Origin of the sequence: Micromonospora halotolerans (assembly GCF_032108445.1) — a bacterium.
Classification (GTDB): Bacteria; Actinomycetota; Actinomycetes; order Mycobacteriales; family Micromonosporaceae; genus Micromonospora; species Micromonospora halotolerans.
This window is the reverse complement of record NZ_CP134876.1, coordinates 2,326,354-2,348,886: the sequence shown is the minus strand read 5'-3', so window position 1 is coordinate 2,348,886 and position 22,533 is coordinate 2,326,354. Positions and strand designations below refer to the sequence as shown.

Annotated in this window: 24 protein-coding genes; 13 read left to right on the top strand and 11 right to left on the bottom strand. The window is 74.9% G+C overall.

Translation table 11 applies throughout. The features are described from left to right. Positions 1–37 precede the first annotated feature (37 nt). Entirely contained in the window at positions 38–931 is an 894-nt protein-coding gene (locus RMN56_RS11080; protein ID WP_313724710.1) for a LysR family transcriptional regulator, read from the top strand. 31 nt (positions 932–962) lie between these two features. Further along, positions 963–1,565 (top strand): NUDIX hydrolase, encoded by a 603-nt coding sequence (locus tag RMN56_RS11075; protein ID WP_313723727.1) that lies wholly within the window; start codon positions 963–965, stop codon positions 1,563–1,565. Here RMN56_RS11075 and RMN56_RS11070 read toward each other — a convergent pair. Next, on the bottom strand, positions 1,510–2,598 hold the full coding sequence (locus RMN56_RS11070; RefSeq protein WP_313723726.1) for a hypothetical protein: 1,089 nt from the start codon (positions 2,596–2,598) through the stop codon (positions 1,510–1,512). The two genes, RMN56_RS11075 and RMN56_RS11070, sit on opposite strands and share 56 nt — an antisense overlap. Before the next feature lie 55 nt (positions 2,599–2,653). Beyond that, positions 2,654–2,974: a PadR family transcriptional regulator gene (locus RMN56_RS11065; RefSeq protein ID WP_313724709.1), complete on the bottom strand. Its 321-nt coding sequence runs from the start codon at positions 2,972–2,974 to the stop codon at positions 2,654–2,656. Between the two features lie 142 nt (positions 2,975–3,116). Here RMN56_RS11065 and RMN56_RS11060 point away from each other — a divergent pair, with 142 nt between their 5' ends. Beyond that, positions 3,117–4,169, top strand: coding sequence for a MerR family transcriptional regulator (locus RMN56_RS11060; RefSeq protein WP_313723725.1), 1,053 nt, complete (start codon positions 3,117–3,119; stop codon positions 4,167–4,169). A 49-nt stretch (positions 4,170–4,218) separates the two neighbouring features. Beyond that, a complete protein-coding gene (locus tag RMN56_RS11055; protein WP_313723724.1) occupies positions 4,219–5,097 on the top strand; it encodes an LLM class flavin-dependent oxidoreductase in 879 nt (292 codons plus the stop codon). A gap of 4 nt (positions 5,098–5,101) precedes the next feature. Here the strand turns inward: RMN56_RS11055 and RMN56_RS11050 are convergent, their stop codons facing one another. From RMN56_RS11050 to RMN56_RS11040, 3 genes are all read right to left on the bottom strand, one after another. Beyond that, positions 5,102–5,536 (bottom strand): ASCH domain-containing protein, encoded by a 435-nt coding sequence (locus tag RMN56_RS11050; RefSeq protein WP_313723723.1) that lies wholly within the window; start codon positions 5,534–5,536, stop codon positions 5,102–5,104. Positions 5,537–5,629: 93 nt separating this feature from the next. Further along, a complete protein-coding gene (locus tag RMN56_RS11045; protein ID WP_313723722.1) occupies positions 5,630–6,649 on the bottom strand; it encodes a questin oxidase family protein in 1,020 nt (339 codons plus the stop codon). A 40-nt stretch (positions 6,650–6,689) separates the two neighbouring features. Next, complete coding sequence (locus tag RMN56_RS11040; protein WP_313723721.1) at positions 6,690–7,229, bottom strand: phosphoribosyltransferase; 540 nt, start codon at positions 7,227–7,229, stop codon at positions 6,690–6,692. Positions 7,230–7,434: 205 nt separating this feature from the next. Here RMN56_RS11040 and RMN56_RS11035 point away from each other — a divergent pair, with 205 nt between their 5' ends. From RMN56_RS11035 to RMN56_RS11020, 4 genes are all read left to right on the top strand, one after another. Beyond that, positions 7,435–8,064 (top strand): septal ring lytic transglycosylase RlpA family protein, encoded by a 630-nt coding sequence (locus tag RMN56_RS11035; protein ID WP_313723720.1) that lies wholly within the window; start codon positions 7,435–7,437, stop codon positions 8,062–8,064. A 100-nt stretch (positions 8,065–8,164) separates the two neighbouring features. Further along, positions 8,165–9,292, top strand: a complete 1,128-nt coding sequence (locus tag RMN56_RS11030) for a PP2C family protein-serine/threonine phosphatase (protein WP_313723719.1) — start codon at positions 8,165–8,167, stop codon at positions 9,290–9,292. A 138-nt stretch (positions 9,293–9,430) separates the two neighbouring features. Then, entirely contained in the window at positions 9,431–11,287 is a 1,857-nt protein-coding gene (locus RMN56_RS11025; protein ID WP_313723718.1) for an acyl-CoA dehydrogenase, read from the top strand. A gap of 174 nt (positions 11,288–11,461) precedes the next feature. Beyond that, positions 11,462–11,731: a DUF6458 family protein gene (locus RMN56_RS11020; RefSeq protein WP_013283345.1), complete on the top strand. Its 270-nt coding sequence runs from the start codon at positions 11,462–11,464 to the stop codon at positions 11,729–11,731. Between the two features lie 28 nt (positions 11,732–11,759). Here RMN56_RS11020 and RMN56_RS11015 read toward each other — a convergent pair whose 3' ends face one another. Continuing rightward, complete coding sequence (locus RMN56_RS11015) at positions 11,760–12,296, bottom strand: SixA phosphatase family protein (RefSeq protein ID WP_313723717.1); 537 nt, start codon at positions 12,294–12,296, stop codon at positions 11,760–11,762. Between the two features lie 117 nt (positions 12,297–12,413). Here RMN56_RS11015 and RMN56_RS11010 point away from each other — a divergent pair, with 117 nt between their 5' ends. Then, positions 12,414–12,704 carry a DUF6458 family protein gene (locus tag RMN56_RS11010; protein WP_151465410.1) on the top strand — a complete coding sequence of 97 codons (291 nt, stop codon included), beginning with the start codon at positions 12,414–12,416 and terminating at the stop codon, positions 12,702–12,704. A gap of 68 nt (positions 12,705–12,772) precedes the next feature. Here the strand turns inward: RMN56_RS11010 and trhA are convergent, their stop codons facing one another. Beyond that, positions 12,773–13,450, bottom strand: a complete 678-nt coding sequence (trhA, locus tag RMN56_RS11005) for a PAQR family membrane homeostasis protein TrhA (protein WP_313723716.1) — start codon at positions 13,448–13,450, stop codon at positions 12,773–12,775. Between the two features lie 76 nt (positions 13,451–13,526). On the opposite strand from trhA, the gene RMN56_RS11000 reads away from it, so the two are divergent. From RMN56_RS11000 to RMN56_RS10990, 3 genes are read left to right on the top strand one after another with little or no spacing between them, the layout of a single operon-like run. Then, positions 13,527–14,138: a 5-oxoprolinase subunit B family protein gene (locus RMN56_RS11000; RefSeq protein WP_313723715.1), complete on the top strand. Its 612-nt coding sequence runs from the start codon at positions 13,527–13,529 to the stop codon at positions 14,136–14,138. Next, positions 14,135–15,013 carry a 5-oxoprolinase subunit C family protein gene (locus RMN56_RS10995; RefSeq protein ID WP_313723714.1) on the top strand — a complete coding sequence of 293 codons (879 nt, stop codon included), beginning with the start codon at positions 14,135–14,137 and terminating at the stop codon, positions 15,011–15,013. The genes RMN56_RS11000 and RMN56_RS10995 overlap by 4 nt, the downstream gene beginning before the upstream one ends. After that, positions 14,997–15,746 (top strand): LamB/YcsF family protein, encoded by a 750-nt coding sequence (locus tag RMN56_RS10990; protein ID WP_313723713.1) that lies wholly within the window; start codon positions 14,997–14,999, stop codon positions 15,744–15,746. Before RMN56_RS10995 ends, RMN56_RS10990 begins: the two co-directional genes overlap by 17 nt. Before the next feature lie 60 nt (positions 15,747–15,806). Here the strand turns inward: RMN56_RS10990 and RMN56_RS10985 are convergent, their stop codons facing one another. Together RMN56_RS10985 and RMN56_RS10980 are read right to left on the bottom strand one after the other, a co-directional pair. After that, positions 15,807–17,639, bottom strand: a complete 1,833-nt coding sequence (locus RMN56_RS10985) for an NHL domain-containing thioredoxin family protein (protein WP_313723712.1) — start codon at positions 17,637–17,639, stop codon at positions 15,807–15,809. Positions 17,640–17,701: 62 nt separating this feature from the next. Further along, a complete protein-coding gene (locus RMN56_RS10980) occupies positions 17,702–18,349 on the bottom strand; it encodes a TetR/AcrR family transcriptional regulator (RefSeq protein WP_313723711.1) in 648 nt (215 codons plus the stop codon). An 86-nt stretch (positions 18,350–18,435) separates the two neighbouring features. Here RMN56_RS10980 and RMN56_RS10975 point away from each other — a divergent pair, with 86 nt between their 5' ends. Continuing rightward, positions 18,436–19,014, top strand: a complete 579-nt coding sequence (locus RMN56_RS10975) for a TIGR03086 family metal-binding protein (RefSeq protein ID WP_313723710.1) — start codon at positions 18,436–18,438, stop codon at positions 19,012–19,014. Positions 19,015–19,065: 51 nt separating this feature from the next. On the opposite strand, the gene RMN56_RS10970 is transcribed toward RMN56_RS10975, so the two are convergent. Both RMN56_RS10970 and RMN56_RS10965 read right to left on the bottom strand, forming a co-directional pair. After that, on the bottom strand, positions 19,066–21,834 hold the full coding sequence (locus RMN56_RS10970) for an LppU/SCO3897 family protein (RefSeq protein WP_313723709.1): 2,769 nt from the start codon (positions 21,832–21,834) through the stop codon (positions 19,066–19,068). A 349-nt stretch (positions 21,835–22,183) separates the two neighbouring features. Further along, on the bottom strand, positions 22,184–22,321 hold the full coding sequence (locus tag RMN56_RS10965; protein ID WP_165823299.1) for a hypothetical protein: 138 nt from the start codon (positions 22,319–22,321) through the stop codon (positions 22,184–22,186). Positions 22,322–22,533 lie beyond the last annotated feature (212 nt).

Genomic DNA, 22,533 nt, shown 5'->3' with positions numbered 1-22,533 from the left:
ACGATCGTTGACCGGGATTCAACGGTGGGGGCTGGCGGTGCTGGAGCGGTACGAGGTCGAGACGTTCCTGACCCTCGCCGAGGAGCTGCACTTCGGGCGTACCGCCGAGCGGCTGCGGGTGACCACCGGGCGGATCAGCCACGTGGTGCGGAAGCTGGAACGCCGGATCGGCGCGCCGCTCTTCGAGCGGACCAGCCGGGTGGTCCGGCTCACTCCGATCGGCGCCCGCCTCGCCGACGACCTGCGTCCGCTCGTCGCCGGCATGGAGGAAGCGGTCCAGCGCGCCGTCGACGCCGGGCGCGGGCTCACCGGCGAGCTGCGGGTGGCGTACGTCGGTGAGTCGACCGCCCCGGTGCTGCTCCGGGCGGTCACCCTGTTCACCGAGCGCCATCCGGACTGCGTGGTGCACGTCCACGAGGCCCCGCTCGCCACCACCCGGTCGAGCCTGCGGGACGGCACGCTCGACGTGCTGATCGCCGCGTACCCCTTCGACGGCATGGCGAACGGCCCGGCGCTGCTGCACGAGGCCCGGGTGCTCGCGGTGGCCGCGGACCATCCGCTGGCGAGTGCGGAGTCGGTGTCGCTGGAGGCGCTGGCCGACCATCCGGTGGTGCAGTACCCGGCGGTGACCTCGGCCGCCTTCAAGCGGGACCGCACCCCGGACCGCACCCCGTCGGGGCGGCCGGTGCCGCGGGGCCCGGCCGGCAACTCGTTCTCCGAGATGCTGGCCCTGGTCGCGATGGGGCGCGGGGTGCTGCCGGTGGGTGAGCAGACCAGGCACTACCACGCCCGCCCGGACCTGGCGTACGTGCCGATCCACGACGCGCCGCCGATCCGGCGCGGTCCGGTGTGGCTGGCCAGCAACACCACCACCCGGGTACGCGAGTTCGTCCGCGCCGCGGTCGATGCCAACCCCGCCCCGGCGGCCTGAGGTTGTCGGACCCCGCTGGCAGCATGGCGATGTGCAGGACGAGATCCGGGCGTTGGTCGAGGCGCTCACGCCGGGCGACGAGCAGGAGGCGCGGCACCGCGCCACGACGCTGGCCTGGCTGGCCGCGACGGAGGACATCTTCCGCCGGGTGAAGCCGCGCACCCCCTCACCGCACCTGGTGGCCTATTTCCTGCTCCGCGACGAGACCGACGGCGCGGTGCTGCTGGTCGACCACCGCAAGGCGGGGATGTGGCTGCCCAGCGGCGGCCACGTCGAGCCGGGCGAGCACCCCGCGCAGACTGTGCGCCGCGAGATGCTGGAGGAGTTGGGCGTGCCGGCCGTCTTCGCGCCGGCCCTCGGCGAGCGCCCGGCCTTCCTCACGGTGACCGAGACCGTGGGCCCGCCGGAGGGGCGGCACACCGACGTCAGCCTCTGGTACGTGCTGGCGGGCAGCCGCGACCAGAAGCTGATTCCCGACCCGGCGGAGTTCCGGGGCGTCCGCTGGTGGACGCCGCGCGAGGTGGCCGAGGCCGCGCCCGGGACGGTTGAGCCGCACCTGCGCCGGATGCTGGCGAAGCTCAGCCGAGGCGCACGGTCAGCGGGCGCGGGTCCCGGCGCGGCGTCAGCGCGGTGAGCAGCAGGACCAGCGCGCTGGCCAGGCCGAGCAGGAAGAACAGCGAGAGGGTCGGCTGACCGAGCCACTCCCAGAGCGGGTGCCAGTTCGGGTGCGGCTCGTCGAGGTGGTGTCGGGCCAGCGACGGGCCGGCGAGCAGCGCGGGCGCCCACCAGAGGAACAGGGTGATGCCCAGCAGCAGGGGCGCCCGCCGGCGGCGCTCGGTGCGCCGGCTCGCCCAGGCGAAGACCAGCCAGGCCAGCGCGCCGCCGACCACTCCGGCCAGCACGGCGGCGGGCAGCACGGCCGGCGGCGCGGCCCGCTGCAGTTCCACGAAGAGGTACGAGCTGTAGGTCCGGGGATCGTCGAAGGTGGCCCGGAGCACGGTGTCACCCCGGCGGGCCGTCAGGACGGTCTCGACCGGCTGGCTCGCCGGGTCGCAGCGCGGGTCGGCGCAGGTCTGGAGCACCTCGGAGGTCGGCTCGTACACCCGCCAGCCGGCGTCCCGGAGGCGCCGCTGCGCCGTGGCCAGCGTCTCCGCCTCGGACGTCGGCATCGGGCCGGCCGCCGAGCCACCGGCGACCCCCTCCTGGTATTCGCCACCGTCGCCCAGCAGCAGGCTGCGCAGGGACGCCCGGGACAGCGGCTGGCCGTAGATGACGAACAGCGCACGGGCGGTCGACACGTCCTCGCCGAGCCGGTGGCCGGGGAAGGCCTCGGCGAAGGCCGCGGCGAACTCGGCCCGGCCGGGTTGCGGCCGGGAGGTCTCCCAGGCGGCCCGGGCGGCCAGCGCGCCGCTGAACAACCCGCAGATCAGCGCCGTGAGGACCGCCCACACGCCGACCGTGCGGCTGGCCGGCCGGCCGAGGCGGCAGCGCAGGCCCGCCCGGACCAGGTCGGCCGCCTCGCGCCGGGTGGGCCGGGTCCGCCCGGCGGGCGCGCCGTCCAGCAGCAGGCCGAGGATCTCCTCGCCGCGCTCCCGCCGGTAGGCGCGCGGATAGGCGAGCAGCAGGCGCCGGTAGTGGCGGGCGAGGGGGTCCCCCGTCGGTGGCATGGCCGTCCCCTTCAGGTCGGTCGGGTGGTGGGCCGGTGGCGGCCCGGGACGCGGGTCAGGCGGTGCGGGGGCGCAGGGCGCGCAGCCGGGTCTCGGCGGCGGTGGTGAGCTGGCGCAGCCGGGCGGTCTCGGCGCGCAGCGCGTCGAGGCCCGTGGAGGTGAGCCGGTAGTAGCGGCGCAGCCGGCCGTCCACCACCTCCTCGTGGTCGGGCTCGACCAGGCCCTGCGCGGTGAGGCGGTCCAACGCGGTGTAGAGGGTGCCGGGCAGCAGGGCGACGCGCGCGGCGGAGAGCGTGGTGACCTCCTGGATGATCCCGTAACCGTGCCGGGGCCCACCGGCGAGCACGGTGAGGATCAGGAACGTGGGCTCCCGCATCTGGGTCACACCGGCAACATAGTTAAGTGATCGATACATCGTCAACGCCTTGACCCTGCCCCTGCGGCAAGGCCCAGCGTGGTCCGTGCCGGTCGCCGCGACCGGCACGACGAGACACGAGCGGCGCGAGGAGGATGGGTTCGTGGAGCTGCTGACCATCGGGGCGTTCGCCCGCGCGGCGCGCCTGACGCCGAAGGCGCTGCGGCTCTACGACGAGCTGGGGCTGCTGCCACCGGCCGCCGTCGACCCGCACTCGGGCTACCGGTACTACGCGCCGGACCAGCTCGACCGGGCCCGGCTGATCGCCGCGCTGCGCCGGGCCGGCATGCCGCTGGCCGAGATCCGGGCCGTCTGCGGCCTGCCGCCGGAGGCCGCCGCCGAGGCCGTCGACGCCTGGTGGCGGCGGGTCAGCGCCGACACGGCCGCCCGCGGCCGCGCCGTCGCGCTCCTCGTCGACCAGCTCACCGAGAGGGGCACCACCATGTCCGACACCACCTTCCGGTACGCCGTCCGCTGCGAGACGGGCGCCGTCCGGGAATCCAACGAGGACACCGCGTACGCCAGCGGGACGCTGCTCGCCGTGGCGGACGGCATGCGGGGCCCGGGCGGGGCATCCGCCAGCACCGCCGCCGTGGACGCCCTGCGGCCGCTGGAGTCGGCCGATGCGCCCGCCACCGACCTGCTCGCCGCGCTGGCCGATGCGGTGGCGACCGCCGACCGGGCGGTACGCGCCCACGCGACCGCCGCCCACCAGCCGGTCACCACGCTCACGGCTGTCCTGCGGCGCGGCACCCGGCTGGCCCTGGTGCACGTCGGGGACACCCGGGCGTACCTGCTGCGTGGCGGTGAGCTGTCCCGGCTCACCCAGGACCACACCTATGTCCAGTCACTGGTCGACCAGGGGAAGCTCAGCCCGGCCGAGGCCGGGGCGCATCCGCAGCGGGCCCTGCTGGCCCGGGCGCTCGGTGCCGGCGAGGTCGAGGCGGACCTGGCGCTGCGGACCGCCCTGGCCAGCGACCGCTACCTGCTCTGCTCCGACGGGCTCGCGGCGGTGGTCGACCCGGAGGCGTTGCACGCCGCGCTCGCCGGGGCCGACGACCCGGAGACCGCCGTCGGGCGCCTGGTCGACCTCGCGTACGCCGCGGGCGCGCCCGACAACATCGCCTGCGTGGTCGCCGACCTGGTGGAGGGGTAGTCCCCCGACCCGGGTCGGCCTGTCCGACCCGGGTCGTACCCTGGCGATCATGCGAATTGGCATCGTGATCCTGCCCGACCAGCGCTGGTCGGACTCCCGGCGGCGTTGGCGGCAGGCGGACGAGTGGGGCTTCGACCACGCCTGGACCTACGACCACCTGGGGTGGCGCGACCTGGTCGACGGCCCCTGGTTCGACTCGATGACCACGCTGACCGCCGCCGCGACGGTGACCTCCCGGATCCGCCTCGGCACCCTGGTCGCCTCGCCGAACTTCCGGCATCCGGCGGCGTTCGCCCGGCAGGTGACCGCGCTGGACGACGTCTCCGAGGGGCGGGTGCTGCTCGGCCTCGGGGCGGGGGGCATCGGTTTCGACTCGGCGGTCCTCGGCGGGGAGACCCTGCCGCCCCGGCAGCGGGTCGACCGGTTCGCCGAGTTCACCGAGCTGCTCGACCTGATCCTGCGGGAGGACGGCACGACCTGGCGGGGCGAGTGGTTCGCCGCGGTCGACGCGCGGAACAATCCCGGCTGCGTCCAGCAGCCCCGGGTGCCGTTCGTGGTCGCCGCGAACGGGCCCCGCTCGATGCGACTGGTCGCCCGCTTCGGGCAGGGCTGGGTGACCACCGGTCTCGGCGGCGACGACCTGGAGAGCTGGTGGTCGACCGTGGCCGAGCTGTCCGCCCGGCTGGACGGCACGCTGGAGCAGGCGGGACGCGACCCGGCCACCCTGGACCGCTACCTGTCGCTGGACTCGGCGCCGGTCTTCTCCCTGCGCGACGCGGACTTCTTCGCCGAGCAGGTCGCCCGGGCCGCGCGGCTGGGCTTCACCGACGTGGTGACCCACTGGCCCCGGGCCAGCAGCTGGTACGCCGGCGACGAGGCGGTGCTGGTCCGGGCGGCGGAGCTGCTGCCCGAGCTGCGCCGGCTCTGACCGGTCAGGTGCCCAGATCGCCGGTGCTGATGCCGCCGTCGCCGGCGGAGACCAGCCGGAACCGGATGCAGACCACCTGCGAGTCGTCGTCGACGGGGAAGCCCACCCGGGCCCAGTAGCGGCGGTGGCCCTCGCGCCATTCCTCGATGGACCGGTCCCCCTCACCCTCGGAGCGGGCGAAATCCCAGGACACGTCGGCGAAACGGACCACCTCGACGTCGGTGACCTCGACGACGCCGATCAGCTTGTCGTCGTCGTCCACCAGGACGAGGCGCTCGCCGACGTGTTCCAGCTCCTCGTTCTCGGTGGCGTACTCGTCGGTCAGCAATCCGGCCGTGGCGGTCTTCACGCCGGAGAGCACGAGGGTGTTGAGGGTGGTGCGCAGCTCGCCCGGCGTGCCGAGGGCGAGGGTGCGGAGTCCACCGATGCGGGGCCACATCCTGCCGAGGCTAACCGCCGGCCGTCGGCCCGTCGCGGGATTTCGCCCGTCCCCAACGGCTGGGCCGGGTCTGCGACGCCGTCGAGCACCTCCTCAGATGAGCTGGCCGGCGTAGCCGGCGGCGGCGAGCACCCGGGCGTCACGGGTCGCCGCGTGCGCCTCCAGCACCGCGTCGGCCAGCTTCACCACGTGCGCGTCGCCGTGCCGGGCCGCCCGGGCGAACACCTCCGCCGGCTCGCCTTCCGCAACGGCGGGTGCGGGGGCCGGGGTGGGTGGGGCGTACACCGAGGTCACGGCGGCCGTGGCCGACCAGGCCGCGGCGACGCTCGGCGCCCAGAGCGCCGGATCCAGGGCCGGGAGGGTGCGCAGCACCGCGGTCGGCGCGGTCACCGCGTGCACCAGCATCACCGGGTTGCCGTGCCCGAACCGCAGGTAGTCCAGCGCGGTCCGGTGCACCAGGTCGGTGAGGGTCTGCTCGGCCGCGGCCGGGCCGGCGGGCGGGTGCAGCGCCGCGACGGCGCCGGGCCATTCGGGTACGTCGGTCAGCCGGCCCAGCCGGTCCCGGATCCCGCCGGTCTGGGCCGGCAGCCGGGGCACCGCCGCGAGCGCGGTCGGGACGTCGGATCGCCCGGTGAGCGGGCCGGCCCCGGGCACCGGCTGCCAGCGGGCGGCCCAGTAGCCGAGTGCCTGGCCCAGCTCGGCCAGCCGCTGCGGGTTCTCCCCGTCGGTACGCAGCACCCGCACCGCGTGCCCGACCCGGATCACCCCGTGGGTGGCCCCGGCGGCGATGCCCGGTAGCAGCCGCGGCCACCAGTCGCCGAGCACCTGGCGCCAGGGGCGCTCCCGCAGCTCCCGGTCGAAGTGGGCGAGCCAGTCGCCGGCGCGTTTCGCGTCGCCCAGCGCGGCCCGCCAGTCGTCGATCGGTCGCAACCCGCGGGGCAGCTCGTCCAGCCGGCGCAGGTAGTCGTCGAGCCAGCGGTGTACGCGGGTGCCGTGGCCGTGGCGGATCAGCGCCTCGACCGCCATGGGTCCGTGGTTGGAGAGCCAGCCCTCGAACTCCGGGCCGGTCCGGTGCAGCCGTTGGTACGCCTCGTCCAGGATGCCGTCGTCCATGCGTCGATCTTCGGAGTTGAAGCTCCCTTGAGGTCAACCCTCAGGGCAACTGTTCTTCGGTGAGCAGGGCACGCACCCGGAGCCGCTCGGCGACCGGCGCCGGACAGGTCGCGACGAGCGCGGCCGTTCCGACGAACTCGGCCCCGCTGTCCCGGACCAGGTGGTGCAGCGCGTCGAGCTGCGCCCCGGTGGCCACCCAGTCGTCGGCCAGCAGCACCCGGTCGCCGGGGCCGAGGTGCCGGGCGTCCACGCCGATCCGGAGCTGCCGACCCCGGTAGTCGGCGGGTGTCCCGGCCCAGCGCACGGGTCCGACCCGGCGCCGCTCCCCGCCGTCCTTGTAGGCCGGCAGGAACCCGGCGCCGGCGGCCACCGCGACCAGCGGACCGAGCAGCAGCCCGGTCACCTCGGGGGCGATCACGACCGTGGGCCGGGTGGCCGGGAAGAGGCCGGCCAGGGCGGGCCCGACCCCGGCCAGCACCTCGGGATCGCGCCACCAGGTGGAGAGGTCGCTGACCAGATGGCTGCTCTCCGGGCCGGGGTCGACCCACCGGAACAGTTCGACCAGGCGTCGGCTCAGCACGCCTCCATCCTGGGGCACCGGTGCCAGGCGGTGTCGCACCGGCCCCGGCCAGCGCTCCTTCATCCGTTCGGTGGAGTGGTGCTGGCTTGATCGGCTACACGTACCAGGGTAAATGCGGGCATAGCACCATGATCACGTTGACTTCCGAAGTGCTTCTCTCGTTACGGTCCGAGCCGGTTTGTTCAGCAGACGAAAGGACCGGGCGGTGGCTGGTAGGCACCTTCGTACCCGCAAGTTCTCCTCACCGGCCGGCATCGCCGCCACCGCGGCGGTCGGCGTCGTGCTCGCCATCGGCGGCACGGTCGGCGCCGTCCAGCTCACCTCGGCCGAGCCGGCCGCGACCCCGGCCGCGGTCGAGGCCCTGCCCAGCACGCTCGCCCCCAGCTCGGCGTCGCCCTCCGCCTCCCCGAGCGTGTCGCCGAGCCTGACCCCCTCGCCGAAGGCCACCCCGAGCCCGACGGCGACGCGGACCCAGGCGGCCTCCCGGAGCAAGACCCGGACCGCGAGCCCGAAGCCGACCGCGAAGAAGACCACCGCGGCCGCGAAGGTCGTGGACAGCGGCTCCTGCGGCGCGTCCTTCTACGACGAGGGGCAGATGACCGCGAACGGCGAGACGTTCAACCCGGACGCGCTGACCGCCGCGCACAAGACGCTGCCGTTCAACACGAAGGTCCGGGTGACCAACCCGGCCAACGGCAAGTCCGTCGTGGTGCGGATCAACGACCGCGGCCCGTTCGTCGCGGGCCGCTGCCTGGACCTGTCCCGGGCCGCCTTCGCCGCGATCGCCTCGACCGACCTCGGCGAGCTGACCGTCAGGTACGAGGTCCTCGGCTGACCGGGTGACCGGCGGCGATCGGGTCGGCGACAGGATCCGGCCGGCCAGAACCTCCTCGGACGACGGGCCAGGTTCATTCACCCGTTCACGTCCATCAGGCATGCTGTCCGATGTACGCACGCAACCCTTCCAGTCGGGCCGCGGCCCACTGAGCCCCGGATCCCGCGCCGGCCTCGGCGCGGCCCTCGCCCTGCTCGCGATCGTCTCCGCCGTCGAGCTGGCCGACGGGCGTCCGGCGCACTACATCGCGCTCATGGTGGCCGCCCCGTTCCTCGCCGCCGCGCTCGCGTCCTGGCGGGTGGTGCTCGGGGTGGGCCTGCTCGCCACCGGGATCGGGGCCGCGTTCGCCCTCGCGGAGCAGACCATGTCGCTGGTCACCGCGGTCAACGTGGCCGGCATCGCGCTGGCCACCGCGATCGCCGGTGCCGTGGCGGCGGTCCGCGGGCGCCAGTCCGAGCAGATCGCGGAGCTGTCCCGGCTCGCCTCGGTCGCCCAGCAGGCGGTGCTCCGGTCGCTCGGCCCGCAGGTCGGCACCCTGGCGGTGGCCGCCCGCTACATCTCCTCCACGGCGACCGCCGAGATCGGCGGCGACCTGTACGAGGCGATGGACACCCCGTACGGCGTCCGCATGATCATCGGTGACGTGCGCGGCAAGGGGTTGGACGCGGTCCGGCTGGCCAGCATCGTGCTGGGCTCCTACCGGCACGTGGCGTACGAGCGGGCGGACCTCCGCGCGGTGGTGACCGACCTGGACCGGGCGGTGGCCCGCAACGTGGGTGACGAGGACTTCGTCACCGCCGCGCTGGTCGAGGAGCGGGGCGGCACCCTCACGATCGTCAACTGTGGCCATCCGCCACCGCTGCTGCTGCGCCGGGGCGCGGTCATCCCGCTCGAACCGCCGGCGCCCGCGCCGCCGCTCGGCTTCATGCCGGTGGTGCGGCCCCGGGTGGAGCGGCTGGAGCCGGGCGACCGGCTGCTGCTCTTCACCGACGGGCTGGGCGAGGCGCGCCGGGACGGGGAGTTCTTCCCGACCGCCGACCGGGCCTGGCGGCTGCTCGGCCACGGCACCGTCGCCGACGGTCTGGCCTCGCTGGAGACCGCCCTGGTCGAGTGGGTGCACGGCCGGCTCGACGACGACATCGCGCTGGTCCTGATGGAATACACCGGGCCGCGCAGCGCTGCCGCCACGCCGGTGCCGAGCTGGGAGGTCGGCGCGGCCGAGAGTTGAGCCGACGGTCACCGTCGGGTGAACCGGAAGTGTGTAATCGCTGTCACTTCCGAGATCGGCTTGTCGTTGGCTACCGGCGAGTAATACAGTCTGGAGTTACTGATCGGTAACACCTGTCCGGAAGCGGGGCCAGCGAGCATGACCCACTACAAGAGCAATCTTCGGGACCTCGAGTTCAACCTGTTCGAGGTCTTCGGGGCGGACCGGACGTTCGGCCAGGCGCCGTACACGGACCTGGACGTCGACACCGCCCGCAGCTTCCTCTCCGAGGTCGACCGCCTGGCCCGCGAGGATCTGGCCGCCAGCTACACGGACAGCGACCGCAACCCGCCGGTCTTCGACCCCGCGACGCACACCGCGCCGCTGCCGGAGTCGTTCAAGAAGTCCTACCAGACGTTCATGGACTCGGAGTTCTGGCGGCTGGACCTGCCGGAGGTCCTCGGCGGCACCAACGCCCCGCGCGCCCTCTGGTGGTCGCTCGCCGAGCTGGTGCTCGGCGCCAACGCCCCGATCTGGATGTACGCCTCCGGCCCGTCCTTCGCGCACGTGCTGCACGTCGAGGGCACCGAGCAGCAGAAGAAGTGGGCCCGGCTCTTCATCGAGAAGCAGTGGGGCTCGACCATGGTGCTGACCGAGCCGGACGCCGGCTCGGACGTCGGCGCCGGCCGCACCCGCGCCGTCCCGCAGCCGGACGGCTCCTGGCACATCGAGGGCGTCAAGCGCTTCATCACCTCGGGTGAGCACGACCTGACCGACAACATCGTCCACTACGTGCTGGCCCGCCCGGTCGGCGTCGAGGGCGTCGGCGGCCCGGGCACCAAGGGCCTGTCCCTCTTCGTCGTGCCGAAGTTCCACTTCGACGAGGAGACCGGCGAGCTGGGCGAGCGCAACGGCGTCTTCGCCACCAACGTCGAGCACAAGATGGGCCTGAAGGTCTCCAACACCTGCGAGGTGACCTTCGGCGAGCATGGCGTGCCGGCCAAGGGTTGGCTGCTCGGCGAGAAGCACGACGGCATCCGGCAGATGTTCATGATCATCGAGTACGCCCGGATGATGGTCGGCACCAAGGCGATCGCCACCCTCTCCACCGGCTACCTGAACGCCCTGGAGTACGCCAAGAACCGGGTGCAGGGCGCCGACCTGGTCCAGCAGACCGACAAGACCGCCCCGCGGGTGACCATCACGCACCACCCGGACGTGCGCCGCTCCCTGCTCATGCAGAAGTCGTACGCCGAGGGCCTGCGCGCGCTGGTCTGCTACACGGCCACCTGGCAGGACCGGGTCGCGGTCGCCGAGGCGGCCGGTGACGAGAAGGCCACCAAGCTGGCCAAGCGGGTCAACGACCTGCTCCTCCCGCTGGTGAAGGGCGTCGGCTCGGAGCGGGCGTACGAGCTGCTCGGCCATGAGTCGCTGCAGACCTTCGGCGGCTCCGGCTTCCTTCAGGACTACCCGCTGGAGCAGTACGTCCGGGACGCCAAGATCGACACCCTCTACGAGGGCACCACGGCGATCCAGAGCCTCGACCTGATCTTCCGGAAGATCGTCCGGGACAACGGCAAGGCGCTCATGGCGGTCGCCGGCGAGATCCAGGAGTTCATCGCCTCCGAGGCCGGCAACGGCCAGCTCAAGGAGGAGCGGCAGGCGCTCGGCAAGGCCCTCGGCGAGATCCAGAACATCCTCGGCGTGATGATGGGCTGGCTGACCGAGGCCCAGGGCGGCGACGCCCGCGCCCTTTACAAGGTCGGCCTGAGCAGCCGCCGGTTCCTGCTGGCGGTCGGCGACCTGGTGGTCGGCTGGCTGCTGCAGAAGCAGGCGGACGTGGCGTTGAAGGCGCTCGGCGGCGATGTCTCCGCCACCGACAAGGCGTTCTACACCGGCAAGGTGGCCGCCGCCCGGTTCTTCGCCCGCGAGGTGCTGCCCCGCATCGGCGCCGACCGGCGGATCATCGAGGGCGCCGACCTGGAGATCATGGACCTCCCGGAGGAGGCGTTCTGATCCCCGACGGGGTGATTCGACCCTGACGACCGGCCGGCGGCCGGCGAGCGGACAGCTCGCCGGCCGCCGCCGTGTTTTCCTCCCCCGGCCGATAGGCCCGGCCCCTGGCGGGTAACCGTCGCGGACCACGACAGGGCACGCCCAAGGGCCACCGCACAGGGGAGTGCAGCGCACATGGGCATTGGCAGCGCCATCTTTCTCATCGCGCTCGGCGCGATCATGACCTTCGCCATCCGGGCCAACGTCTGGTGGATCGACCTGCGCGCGGTCGGCTGGGTGTTCATCCTGGCCGGGCTGGGCGTGTTGCTCACCACGCTCTGGTTCTGGCAGGACCGCCGCAAGCGGGCACGCACGCTCATCGTGGAGGAGAACCGGCTCTCCCACCCGACCGCGATGATGCCGCCGCCGCCGGACCCGCCGCCGCCCACAGCGCCACCGTCCTGACCGGCTGAGCCCGCCGCCCGCGGCGGGCTCAGCCGCGTGCGGTGTGCCGGGCCGTGATGGGCGCCCCGCCCGGCCCCAGCTCGACCCATCGCGCGGTCGGCCGGTGCACGACCAGGTCGGTGGTGCGCAGCCCGTCCGGATCCGCCCGCTCCGGGTCGAGCAGCGCGGAGAGCAGTGAGATGCCCGGATTGTGGGCGATGAGCAGCACGGAGCGGGCGTTCGGGTCGACCTCCCGGACCACGTCCAGCAGCACGTCCGGGTGCGCGTCGTACGCGGCCGGCTCGTAGCGCACCACCGGCGCCGCCCCGGCCGGACCTCCCTCCGGCGGGGATCCCGTCGCGCCCAGCGCCACCCCGTGCCAGGTCTGCCGGGTCCGCCGGGCGGTCGAGCAGAGCACCACGTCGGGGAGGAGCGCGTGCCGGGCCAGCCAGGCGCCGGCCGCGGCCGCGTCGGCGTGGCCGCGGGCGGTCAACGGCCGCTCCTCGTCCGGGATCTCCGCGGACTGCTCGGCCTTGGCGTGTCGCAACAGCACCAACGTCCGCTGCTGGTTCGTGCCGTCGGTCATGCGCTCAGCTTGCCTGATTGGCGATCTCGGCGCCTGGGTATGTCGATGTGTGCCGCTACCTCATTCCATGGCCGCGGCGGGCAGGAAACGCCAGCAGGACGCCAAGGAGGCGACGTCATGGGCATCGGTGCCAGCATCTTCCTCATCGCGCTCGGCGCGATCTTCGCGTTCGCGATCGACGCCAACCTGGGATGGCTGAACCTGAACGTGGTGGGCTGGGTGCTCATGCTCGCCGGAGTGGCGGGCCTGCTCACCACGCTCTACTTCTGGAACAGCCGCCGCCGGGTGGTGGCCGCCCCGGTGCGGGAGCGCGTCGTCGCCGAGCCGGTCGTGCCGGTGCAGGACGACCGGGTCGTGCGCGAGGAGTACCGCGAGGTGCGCCGCCCGGGCTCCGGCTACCCGGTCTGACCCGGCACCACGAACTGTCGAGGGCCCCGCGACGGCGCGGGGCCCTCGCCCGTCTTCCGGACCGGCGATCAGGCGAACAGCGCGAAGTAGATCGCGATGTGGTGGCAGATGGCCGCGACGAGCGTGCAGGCGTGGAAGAACTCGTGGTGGCCGAAGACGGTGGGCCACGGGTTCGGCCGGCGCAGCGCGTAGAAGACCGCGCCGACGCTGTAGATCGTCCCACCGACCGTCAGCAGCACCAGGGCGGTGACGCCGCCGGCGTGCAGGATCTCCGGCAGCATCGCCACGGCGACCCAGCCGAGCGCCAGATAGAGCGGGGCCGAGACCCAGCGCGGCGCGTGCGGCCAGATCAGCTTGATCGCCACCCCGGCCAGCGCCCCGCCCCACACCAGGCCGAGCATGATCGTGGCGTGCCGGGTGTCCAGCAGCAGCGTGCAGAACGGTGTGTAGGTGCCGGCGATGAACACGAAGATCATCGAATGGTCCATCCGGCGCATGATCTGGTAGCCCCGCTCCGACCAGACCCGGCGGTGGTAGAGCGCGCTCGTGCCGAACAGGCCGCACACGGTCAGGCTGTAGACCACGCAGCTCACCAGCGGCGCCCAGCCGGGGCGGACGGCGGCGACGGAGCACAGCACGAGGCCGCAGACCAGCGCGGCGAAGAACGCGTAGGTGTGCAGCCAGCCGCGCATGCGGGGTTTCCCGATGTCGGCCGGCCTGAGCCGGAGCGGTGCGGAGGTGGTCACGTCAACCAGGTTACGACAGCGTAGGTTACTTGCAAGTAGTGTGGCTTGTCACGGCCGCCGACGCGAGGATGAAGGGATGCGGATCCGGCCCGTCGGCGCGTACGCCCTGCTGATCGACTGCGACGGCCCCGAGCAGGTCGAGGCGTGGCGGGCCGAGCTGTGGCGCCGCCGGGCGGCCGGGGAGCTGAGCGCCGTCGAGATCGTCCCGGCGGCGGCCACCGTCCTGGTCGACGGCGTGCCGGACCGGGCGGCGGCCGCCGCGCGGATCGCCGGGTGGAGCCCGGAACACGTGGAGACCACCGCCGGCACCGCCGAGGTCCGGGTCCCCACGGTGTACGACGGCGCGGACCTGCCCACCGTCGCCGAACACTGGGGGGTCGACGTGCCCGCCGTGGTCGAGCGCCTGCGCCGGACCGAGTTCCGGGTGGCGTTCTGCGGCTTCGCGCCCGGTTTCGCGTACCTCACCGGGTTGCCGGCCGGGCTGGCGGTGCCCCGGCTCGCCGCCCCGCGTACCCGGGTGCCGGCCGGCTCGGTGGCGCTGGCCGGCCCGTACGCGGGGATCTACCCGACCGCCTCGCCCGGCGGCTGGCTGCTGGTCGGGCGGACCGACCTGGACCTGTTCGACGTGCGCGCCGACCCGCCCGCCCGGCTCACCCCGGGCACCCGCGTCCGGCTGGTGGCCGCGTGATCGAGGTGCTCCGGGCCAGTGCCCTCACCACCGTGCAGGACCAGGGCCGCCCCGGCTGGGCCCACCTCGGCGTGCCCCGCTCGGGCGCGCTCGATCCGGCCGCCCTGCGGCTGGCCAACCGGCTCGTGGGCAACCCCGAGCACGCCGCCGGCCTGGAGATCACCCTGACCGGCGCCGAGCTGCGGTTCACCCGGGCCGTCACCGTGGCGCTCACCGGCGCGGAGGTGGACCTGCTGGTCGAGCACCCGCCCGGCGGTGCCCGGCCGGCCGAGCGCCGGCCCGGCGACCTGGGCCGGCCGCTGTCGCTGCCCGCCGGGGCGACCCTGCGCGTCGGTCCGGCCCGCGCCGGGGTGCGCAGCTGGCTGGCCGTCTCCGGCGGGATCGCGGTCGAGCCGGTGCTCGGCAGCCGGGCCACCGACACGCTCTCCGGACTCGGCCCGCCCCCGCTACGGGACGGCGACCGGCTGCCGGTGGGCACACCGACCGGCCCGCCGGCCCCGGTGGACCTCACCGTCGCCCCGGGCGTGCCGGCGGAGCTGCGGCTGGCCCTGCACCCCGGCCCCCGGCAGGACTGGTTCACCCCCGCGGCTCTCGACCTGCTGTTCGGCACCGCGTACGCGATCAGCCCCGCCAGCAACCGGGTCGGCGCGCGACTGGTCGGCGCGGCCCTGCCCCGCGCGGTGGCCGGCGAGCTGCCCAGCGAGGGCCTCGTCCTCGGCGCGGTGCAGGTGCCGCCGGACGGCCAACCGCTGATCTTCCTGGCCGACCACCCCACCACGGGCGGATACCCGGTCATCGGGGTGGTGGAGGACGTGACCCCGCTCGCGCAGGCCCGCCCAGGGACTACGGTGACGTTCCATGGACCTCAACGCTGACCTCGGTGAGGGATTCGGCATCTGGCGGCTCGGCGACGACGAGGCGCTGCTGGGGCTGGTCACCTCCGCCAACGTCGCCTGCGGCTTCCACGGCGGTGACGCGTCCACCATGCACCGGATCTGCGCCGGCGCCGCGCGGCGCGGGGTGGCCGTCGGCGCCCAGGTCGGCTACCGGGATCTCGCCGGCTTCGGCCGGCGGCACATCGCGTACGACTTCGCCGTCCTGCGCGACGAGACGATCTACCAGCTCGGCGCGCTGGACGCCTTCTGCCGGCTCGCCGGCACCCGCGTGCGCTACCTCAAGCCGCACGGCGCGCTCTACCACGCGGCCGCCTGCGACGAGGCCCAGGCCGCCGCGCTGGTCGCCGCGGTGAGCGGGTACGACCACGAGCTGCCGGTGCTCTGCCCGCCCGGCTCCGTGCTCGCCCAGCTCGCCGTGGGCGCGGGCCTGCGGGTGGTCGCCGAGGGCTTCGCCGACCGGAACTACCTGCCCAACGGGCAGCTGGTGCCCCGGAGCGCCGCGAACGCGCTGGTCACCGACCCCGACGAGGTGGCCACGCGGGCGGTCCGGATGGCCACCGAGAAGACCGTGGTGGCGGTCGACGGCAGCGTGGTGCCCACCCCGGTCGAGTCGATCTGCCTCCACGGCGACACCCCCGGCGCGGTGCGCTGCGCCGAACTGGTCCGGGCCGCCCTCATCGACGCCGGCGTCACCCCCACCTCGCTCGCCTGAAAGGAGGGGCCCCTTGTTAACGCCTCCGGTAGAGGAGGGGCCCCTTCCTAACGCGGAGGCTCAGGCGTCCAGGCCGCGCAGCACCAGCGGCAGGCGGGTCGCGCCGCCGGCCACCACCCGGACCGGGACGCCCCAGTCCTGGCGGGTGAGGTGGCAGGCCGCGTGCTCGACGTCGGCGTCGCAGGTGGCCGCCTGGGCGGTCACCTGGAGCACGCCCTCCGCCACGTCGCCGCTGAGCACCAGCCGGCGGGACAGGTCCGTGCTCGTCCCGGCGCCGTCGACCAGCAGCTCCGGCGGGGACGCCGAGACCACCACCCGGGTCGACGGCCCGTACGTCTCGTCCAGCTTCTGCCCGGGCGCGGGCGTGAAGATCACGTCGAGGGTCAGCTCGCCGGCCGCCACGTCGGTGGGCTTGCGCTCCAGCTTGTGCCGCGGCCCGTCCACGGTGTTCGCGCCCGCCGCGGTCAACGCGCCCGGGGCCAGCCGGGTCAGCCGGTGCGCGGCCGACTCGACCACCAGCACCTCGCCCTCGGCGGTGAGCACGAGGTCGCTCGGCTCGGCCAGCCCGTCGGCCACCGTGCCGACCTGCTCGGTCTCCGGGTCGAAGCGGCGCACCGCGCCGTTGTAGGTGTCCGCGATCAGCACCGAGCCGTCCGGCAGTGCGCACACCCCCAGCGGGTGCTGGAGCAGCGCCCGGTCCGCCGGGCCGTCGACGTGGCCGAAGTCGAAGAGGCCCTGCCCCACGGCGGTGCCCATCACGCCGTTCTCCACGTAGCGGATCGCGCTGGTCTCGCTGTCGGCGACCCAGAGCCGGGCGCCGTCGGCCGAGACGGAGAGGCCGGAGGGCTGGGCCATCCACACGTCCGGCAGCGGGCCGTCGCGCAGCGCCTCCACCGTGGTGCCGGCGTACATGCCGGCGGTCCGCTTCGCCGGGTCGAACCACCAGAGCTGGTGGATGCCGGCCATGGCCACGATGACGCGGTCGTCGTACCAGGCGACGTCCCAGGGGGAGGAGAGGTCGACCGAGCCGGCGTCGTGCGCGTGGTCGTCGACCGTCGAGCGCCACTGCCGCCCGGTGCCGGCGACCGTCACCACCTCGCCGGTGTCCAGCTTCACGCCGCGCAGCAGGTGGTTGACGGTGTCCGCGACGACCAGGTCGTAGCCGGCCACCTCGGCCACGTGCGGGGGCAGCAGGCACAGCCCCTGCGGCTCGGAGAAGGTCGCAGCCTCCGCCGGGCCGTCGGCGTGGCCGCGGCTGCCCGTGCCGATCCGCCGCACCATGGTCTCCCCGTCGGGGGCCAGCTCGACCAGGGAGTGCCGGGCCGAGTCGGACACCAGCAGGTTGCCGCCGTCGAGCACCACGGCCTTGCCGGGGAAGCGCAGTGCCGTCTCCGGCTCGGCCGGCGGCACGTACGGGCCCCCGCCCCGGTGCAGGGTGCCCTTCGCCTCGTGGGTGGCGATCAGGTCGTCGATCAGCCGGGCCAGCCCCTCGGCGTGCCCCTCGCCGGCCATGGTGGCGACCACGTAGCCCTCGGGGTCGACCACCGACAGGGTCGGCCAGGCCTTCGCCGCGTACTGCTGCCACATGTCCATCTCGGGGTCGTCGAGCACCGGGTGGTGCACGCCGTACCGCTCGACGGCGGCGGCGAGGGCCGCGGCGTCCTTCTCGTGCTCGAACTTCGGCGAGTGGACCCCGATCACGACCAGGACGTCGCCGTACTTCTCCTCGAGCGGGCGCAGCTCGTCGAGCACGTGCAGGCAGTTGATGCAGCAGAAGGTCCAGAAGTCCAGCAGGACGATCTTGCCGCGCAGGTCGGCCAGGGTGACGTCCTTGCCGCCGGTGTTCAGCCAGCCCCGGCCGCGCAGCTCGGGTGCCCGTACTCGTGCGCTCATGCCCTTATCGTGCCGCACCGCCGGCGGCGTCCGGCCCGATGGGGCGGTGAAGCGCGACACGATCATCCGCCGGGCCGGCCCCGCCAGCGGGCCACCAGGTCCTCCTGCCGCGCCGGGACGCCGGGGAGCGGGCCCTCCACGGGGTTGTGCAGGGCCTGGAGCAGCAGGGTGAGGTAGCGGTACCGGAGCGCGGCCCCACGGTCGGCGCCGGGGAGGTCGACCAGCATGACGGTCTCCAGCAGCACGATGTCGGCCCCGCTGACGTCGTCGCGCAGGTCGCCCGACTCACGCACCCGGTCGAGGAGCGTGTCGGCCAGCCGCGTCGCCCGCTCGGCCAGCCGGCTCAACTCCGGGGTGGGGACGAACGTGCCGGCGAGCCGCTGCGCGAGCGCCTGGCCGCCACCCTCGACGACCCGGTGCAGGCAGGCCACGTACGCGTCCCAGGGCGGGGCCTCGGCGGCGAGCGCCTCCTCCAGGTCGGCGATGTAGCGGGCCAGGCCGTCGGCCGCGAGGGCGCGCAGCAGGTCCTGCTTGCTGGGGTGCCGCCGGTAGAGGGCGCTGATGCCGACGCCCGCGCGGGTGGCCACGGCCGAGACGGGCGCGTCGGGATCGGCCAGGAAGACCTCGCGGGCGGCGTCGAGGATGCGGGTGTCGTTGCGGGCCGCCTGGGCGCGGCGACCGCTGAGCGGGCCGGTCTCGGGTTCGGGCATGGGTCGACCATAGCAGTGGAACAGATCGTTCCGTTCTGCTAAGCTGGAACGGAACGAAGTATTCCGTTCCCTGAAAGGACCGGCCCGTGAGCTTTCCCGTCCTCACCACCGCCCTCGACCTCCTGCGCCGCACCGCCGAGGGAGTGCCGGCCGACCGGCTCGACGACCCGACGCCGTGCGACCGGTGGACCGTCGGGCAGGTGCTCATGCACGCCGCCGGCGACCAGCACGCGTGGGCGGCGTCCGTTGGCGCCGGCACGATGCCGGCGTACAACCCGTTCGACCCGCCGCGCGGCCACGACGAGGGCGTCCAGAGCGTCGTGCGGAGCGCGGTCGAGGCCGCCACCGCGGCCTGGGCGGGCATCGACTCGGCGGCCGGTCCGGTCGGCACGCCGCTGCCGCCCGCGCCGACCATGGACCCCGAGCTCGCCGCCGCGACCTGCGCGCTCGACGCCGCGATCCACGCCTGGGACGTCGCGGTGGCCACCGGGCAGCCGGCGCCGCTCACCGCCGAGCTGGCCGCACAGCTCATGCCGGCGGCCCGGGCGACCGCCGAGCCGCTGCGCGGATTCGCGTACGCCGCCGCGCTGCCCACCGAACCCGGTGCCGACCCGGTCGCCGCCCTGCTGGCCTACCTCGGTCGCGACCCCCACTGGCAGCGGTGACGAACGACGGCGGGGCCACGGATCACCGTGGCCCCGCCGTCGTGGGAGTCGCTACTGGCCGGCCGGCTTGAGGCAGAGCACCCGGTTGGACCCGTCGCCGGGAAGCACCACCTGGGGCTGCGCCGGGTCCGCACACTTGTCCTTGCTGTCCACCTTCGACACCACGGTGAACGCCCCCTGCTCGCCGCAGTCGGCCGCCACGGCGGTCGCGTTGGACTGCTTGACGCAGGAGCCCACCGCCGGGTCGAAGCCCGCCGGCTTGTCGTCCCCGCCGATCTTGCCGAGCAGAGTGAGCAGGCCGAGCGGCACGGCCAGGATGAGCACCGCGGCGATCAGCACCAGGGCCAGCACCCGGCCGTTGCGCACCTTCGGCGTGGGCGCCTCGGTCTTCGGCTCCGCCTCCGGCTTGAACGCCTCGAAGCGGCCCTGGTCCGCGTCGCCGCCCTGACCCGCCTGCGGCCAGGCCGGCGGGCCCTGCTGGGGCGGCGGCGGGAACGCGGGCGGGAAGCCGCCCGGCTCGCCCATCGGCATCTGCCCCGGCACGGCGACGGAGGCGCGGCCGCCGGCCGGACCGCCGAACGGGTCACCGCCCCCGGGCCCGCCGAACTGGTCGCGGTGGGGCGGGCCGAACGGGTCCTGGTGCCCGGCGGGCGCGCCGAACGGCTCGTGCGGGCCGCCGGGGCCACCGAACGGATCGTGCGGGCCACCGGGGCGTTCACCGTTGTGCGGGTGCACCCCGTTGACCGGCCGGCTGTTGCCCGGCGGGTCAACGAAGGACGGCACGCCGGGCGGGAACGGCGGCGGGGCGGCCGGCGAGGACGGCGGGGCCGAGTGCACCGGAGGCGCCTCGGCGTATCCGTGCTGGCGGTCCGACTCGTCCGCCCGGGAGTGCGGGCCCGGCTCGGCGAAGCCGTTCGGGCCGTCCTGCCCGGGCGCCTCCTCCCGCTCGGGCCGCGCGGGGCGGCCGTAGACGCGCGGCTGCGGGGCGGGCGTGCCACCCGTGGGCAGCGGCTGGTCGGCCGGCGGCGTGACCCGGCTGGTCATCGGCACCGAGGCGCTGGCCGAGACGGCGCCGCCCGCGCCGGCCTCCGGCGAGGTCCGCGGACCGGGCACCACCGGCCCGGCCGGTGACTGCGGCTCGTCGTGCGCCGGGCCGGGCGTACCCCAGCTGGCGTCGGCGGCCGGTTCCGGCTCGTACGCCTGCGGGTTGCGGTCGCCCGGCTCGCCGCCCGGGTTGAACGGCGCATAGTCGGCGGGCGGTGCGGCGGCCAGGGCGGCGCCCGGCACCCGCTGCTCCTGCGGGGGCAGCGGCACCGCGTTGGCCGGGGAGATCCCCGGGCCCGGCGCCGGCTGGTAGATCGGTCCGTCGTCGGCGCGGGCCGGCTCCCAGCCCGGCGACGCGGACTGCTCGGGCTGGGCCTCGGCGGCGCGGCCCCAGGCCTGGCCGGGTGCCCACGGCTCGGCCTCCGGGATGGCCGGACGGTCGCGCGTCCACTGCCCCGGGTTGTCCTGGTTGCCGCCCCAGGCGGGCGGCGAGTCGGGGGACGGGACGGACGCGCTGGCCCGCGCCTCGGCCGGTGCCGGGACGGCGGCGGAACCCCAGCCGGGCTGCGCCGGCTCGTCCGCCGGCTGCTCCGGCTCACGCTGCTGCGGCACCGCCGCGGCGCCGCTCCACGCGGCGGACGGGCGCTGCTCCTCCGGCGCACCCCAGGCGGCCTGCTGCGGCGCCTCAGCGCCGCCGGCGGACCGGCCCGCGGCCCAGCCACCGGAGCGGTCCGGGTCGTCGTCCTGCGTCGCCGAGCCGTTCTGCCAGCTCGCGGCCTGACCCTGGTCGTCGCCGTGCGTGGCGTTCGGGCCGTTCTGCCAGCTCGGGGCCTGGCCCTGGTCGTCGCCGTGCGTGGCGTTCGGGCCGTTCTGCCAGCTCGCGGCCTGGCCCTGGTGGTCCTGGCTGGACCAGGCACCCTCCGGGCGGACGGCGCCCGGGACCGAGACCTTGGCGGCCGCGCGCGCGGTCGGCTCGGCCGGCGTCCAGCCGGGAGCGGCCTGCTCGCCCTGCTGGCCCCAGGCGGGCCGGTCGTCCTGCTGCTGGGCGGCGGCCCCGACGGCCCAACCGCCGGAGTTGTCCTCCTGCGCCGCGCGCCAGCCGCCGGAGCGGCCCGGGTCGTCGTCCTGCTGACCGGTCGGCGGGTTCCACCCACCGGACCGGTTCGGGTCGTCCTGCCCGGCGGGGGTGGCCCACGACTCGTTCGGGACGGTGGCGGGCGCGGGCACGTGGGCGGCGCCGCGGGCACCGGGGTCGCCGGCCTGCGCCCAGGCCGGCTGCTCGCCGGCCGCCGCCGGGGCGCCCCAGGCCGGCGGGGTCGACTCGGTGGGGTTGTGCGGTGGGGCGGCGGCCCAGGCGGACGGCCCGGGCTCGGCGCCGCGGTGGGCGTCGGCCTGCTCGGGCGCGCCCCAGGCGGGTGCTCCCTGGTCCGGCCCGCCCCAGGACGGGGCGGACTGCTCCGGAGCGGCCCAGGCGGGCTGCGAGGCGGGGCTCCAGCCGCCCGGCTCGGCCGGCGGCGGCACCTGCGCGGTGGCCCGGCCGGCGGCGGGCTGGCCGCCCGGCGGTGTCCAGGCGGGGGGCTGGTCGTCGGCCGCGGCCCAGGCGGGGGCGGGCTGGGCGGGCCGACCGGCCGGCGGGGGCGGGGCCCAGCCGAGGTCGGGTGCGCCGTACCCGTTGTCCTGCTGCGCCGGGCGGTCGCCGTACGGCACCGGTCCGCCGGCGCCCGGCGACACCTCGCCCGGCTCCTGGCCGGGGCGGTGCGGGGCCTCGGACGTCATGGGTGCGCCTCCTCCATCACATGTCGGCCGCCGATGCCGATCGGGACCGTCGGCATCGCTGCCGGAGTCGCCGGCGGGTACCGGCCGTGCGGGCTCCCCGCACCGTATCCGGTGGCCGCCCGGAGGCGCCCGGGGGAGCACCGGCCGTCACCGAACGTCACCGGACGGTATCGATCGGTTGCTCTCGAAGGCGATCGGTCCGGAGGCGGGCGGTTGGCGACCGAGCCCCACCGTACCGGGCGGTGCGGCGAGGTGGAATCCCGGTGTCAATCGACGTGAGACGCCGAAGACCCGCCCGGTTGCCCGGGCGGGTCTTCGAACTGGAGGAGGTGAGGAAAGTCGGGGAGCGTCAGCTCATGTGACGCTGGGCGATGGCGAGAAGCTCCTCGCGGACGGCCGGCGAGTTGGCGGAACGCAGCGCGTGCTCGATGGCACGGGCGCGGCGGTTGGCGTCGCGGCGGTTGCGGATTCGCTCGATCATGCTCATCTGGGTCTCTCCTCCTGGCTATTCGGTTGTCAGCCCCTTGATGTCTCTATTGAACCCCAGAACGTCGCGAACTTCCATCGATTCTTAGGTGAGCTGAGCCACGTGCCTAAGGATCGTAGGCCGGGAGCCCCGTTGAGCCGACGTTTCCTTTCCCCAACGGCAACGGCCGGTGTGCCGGGCGTTCACCCGTGCACACCGGCCGTGGCCTGGTG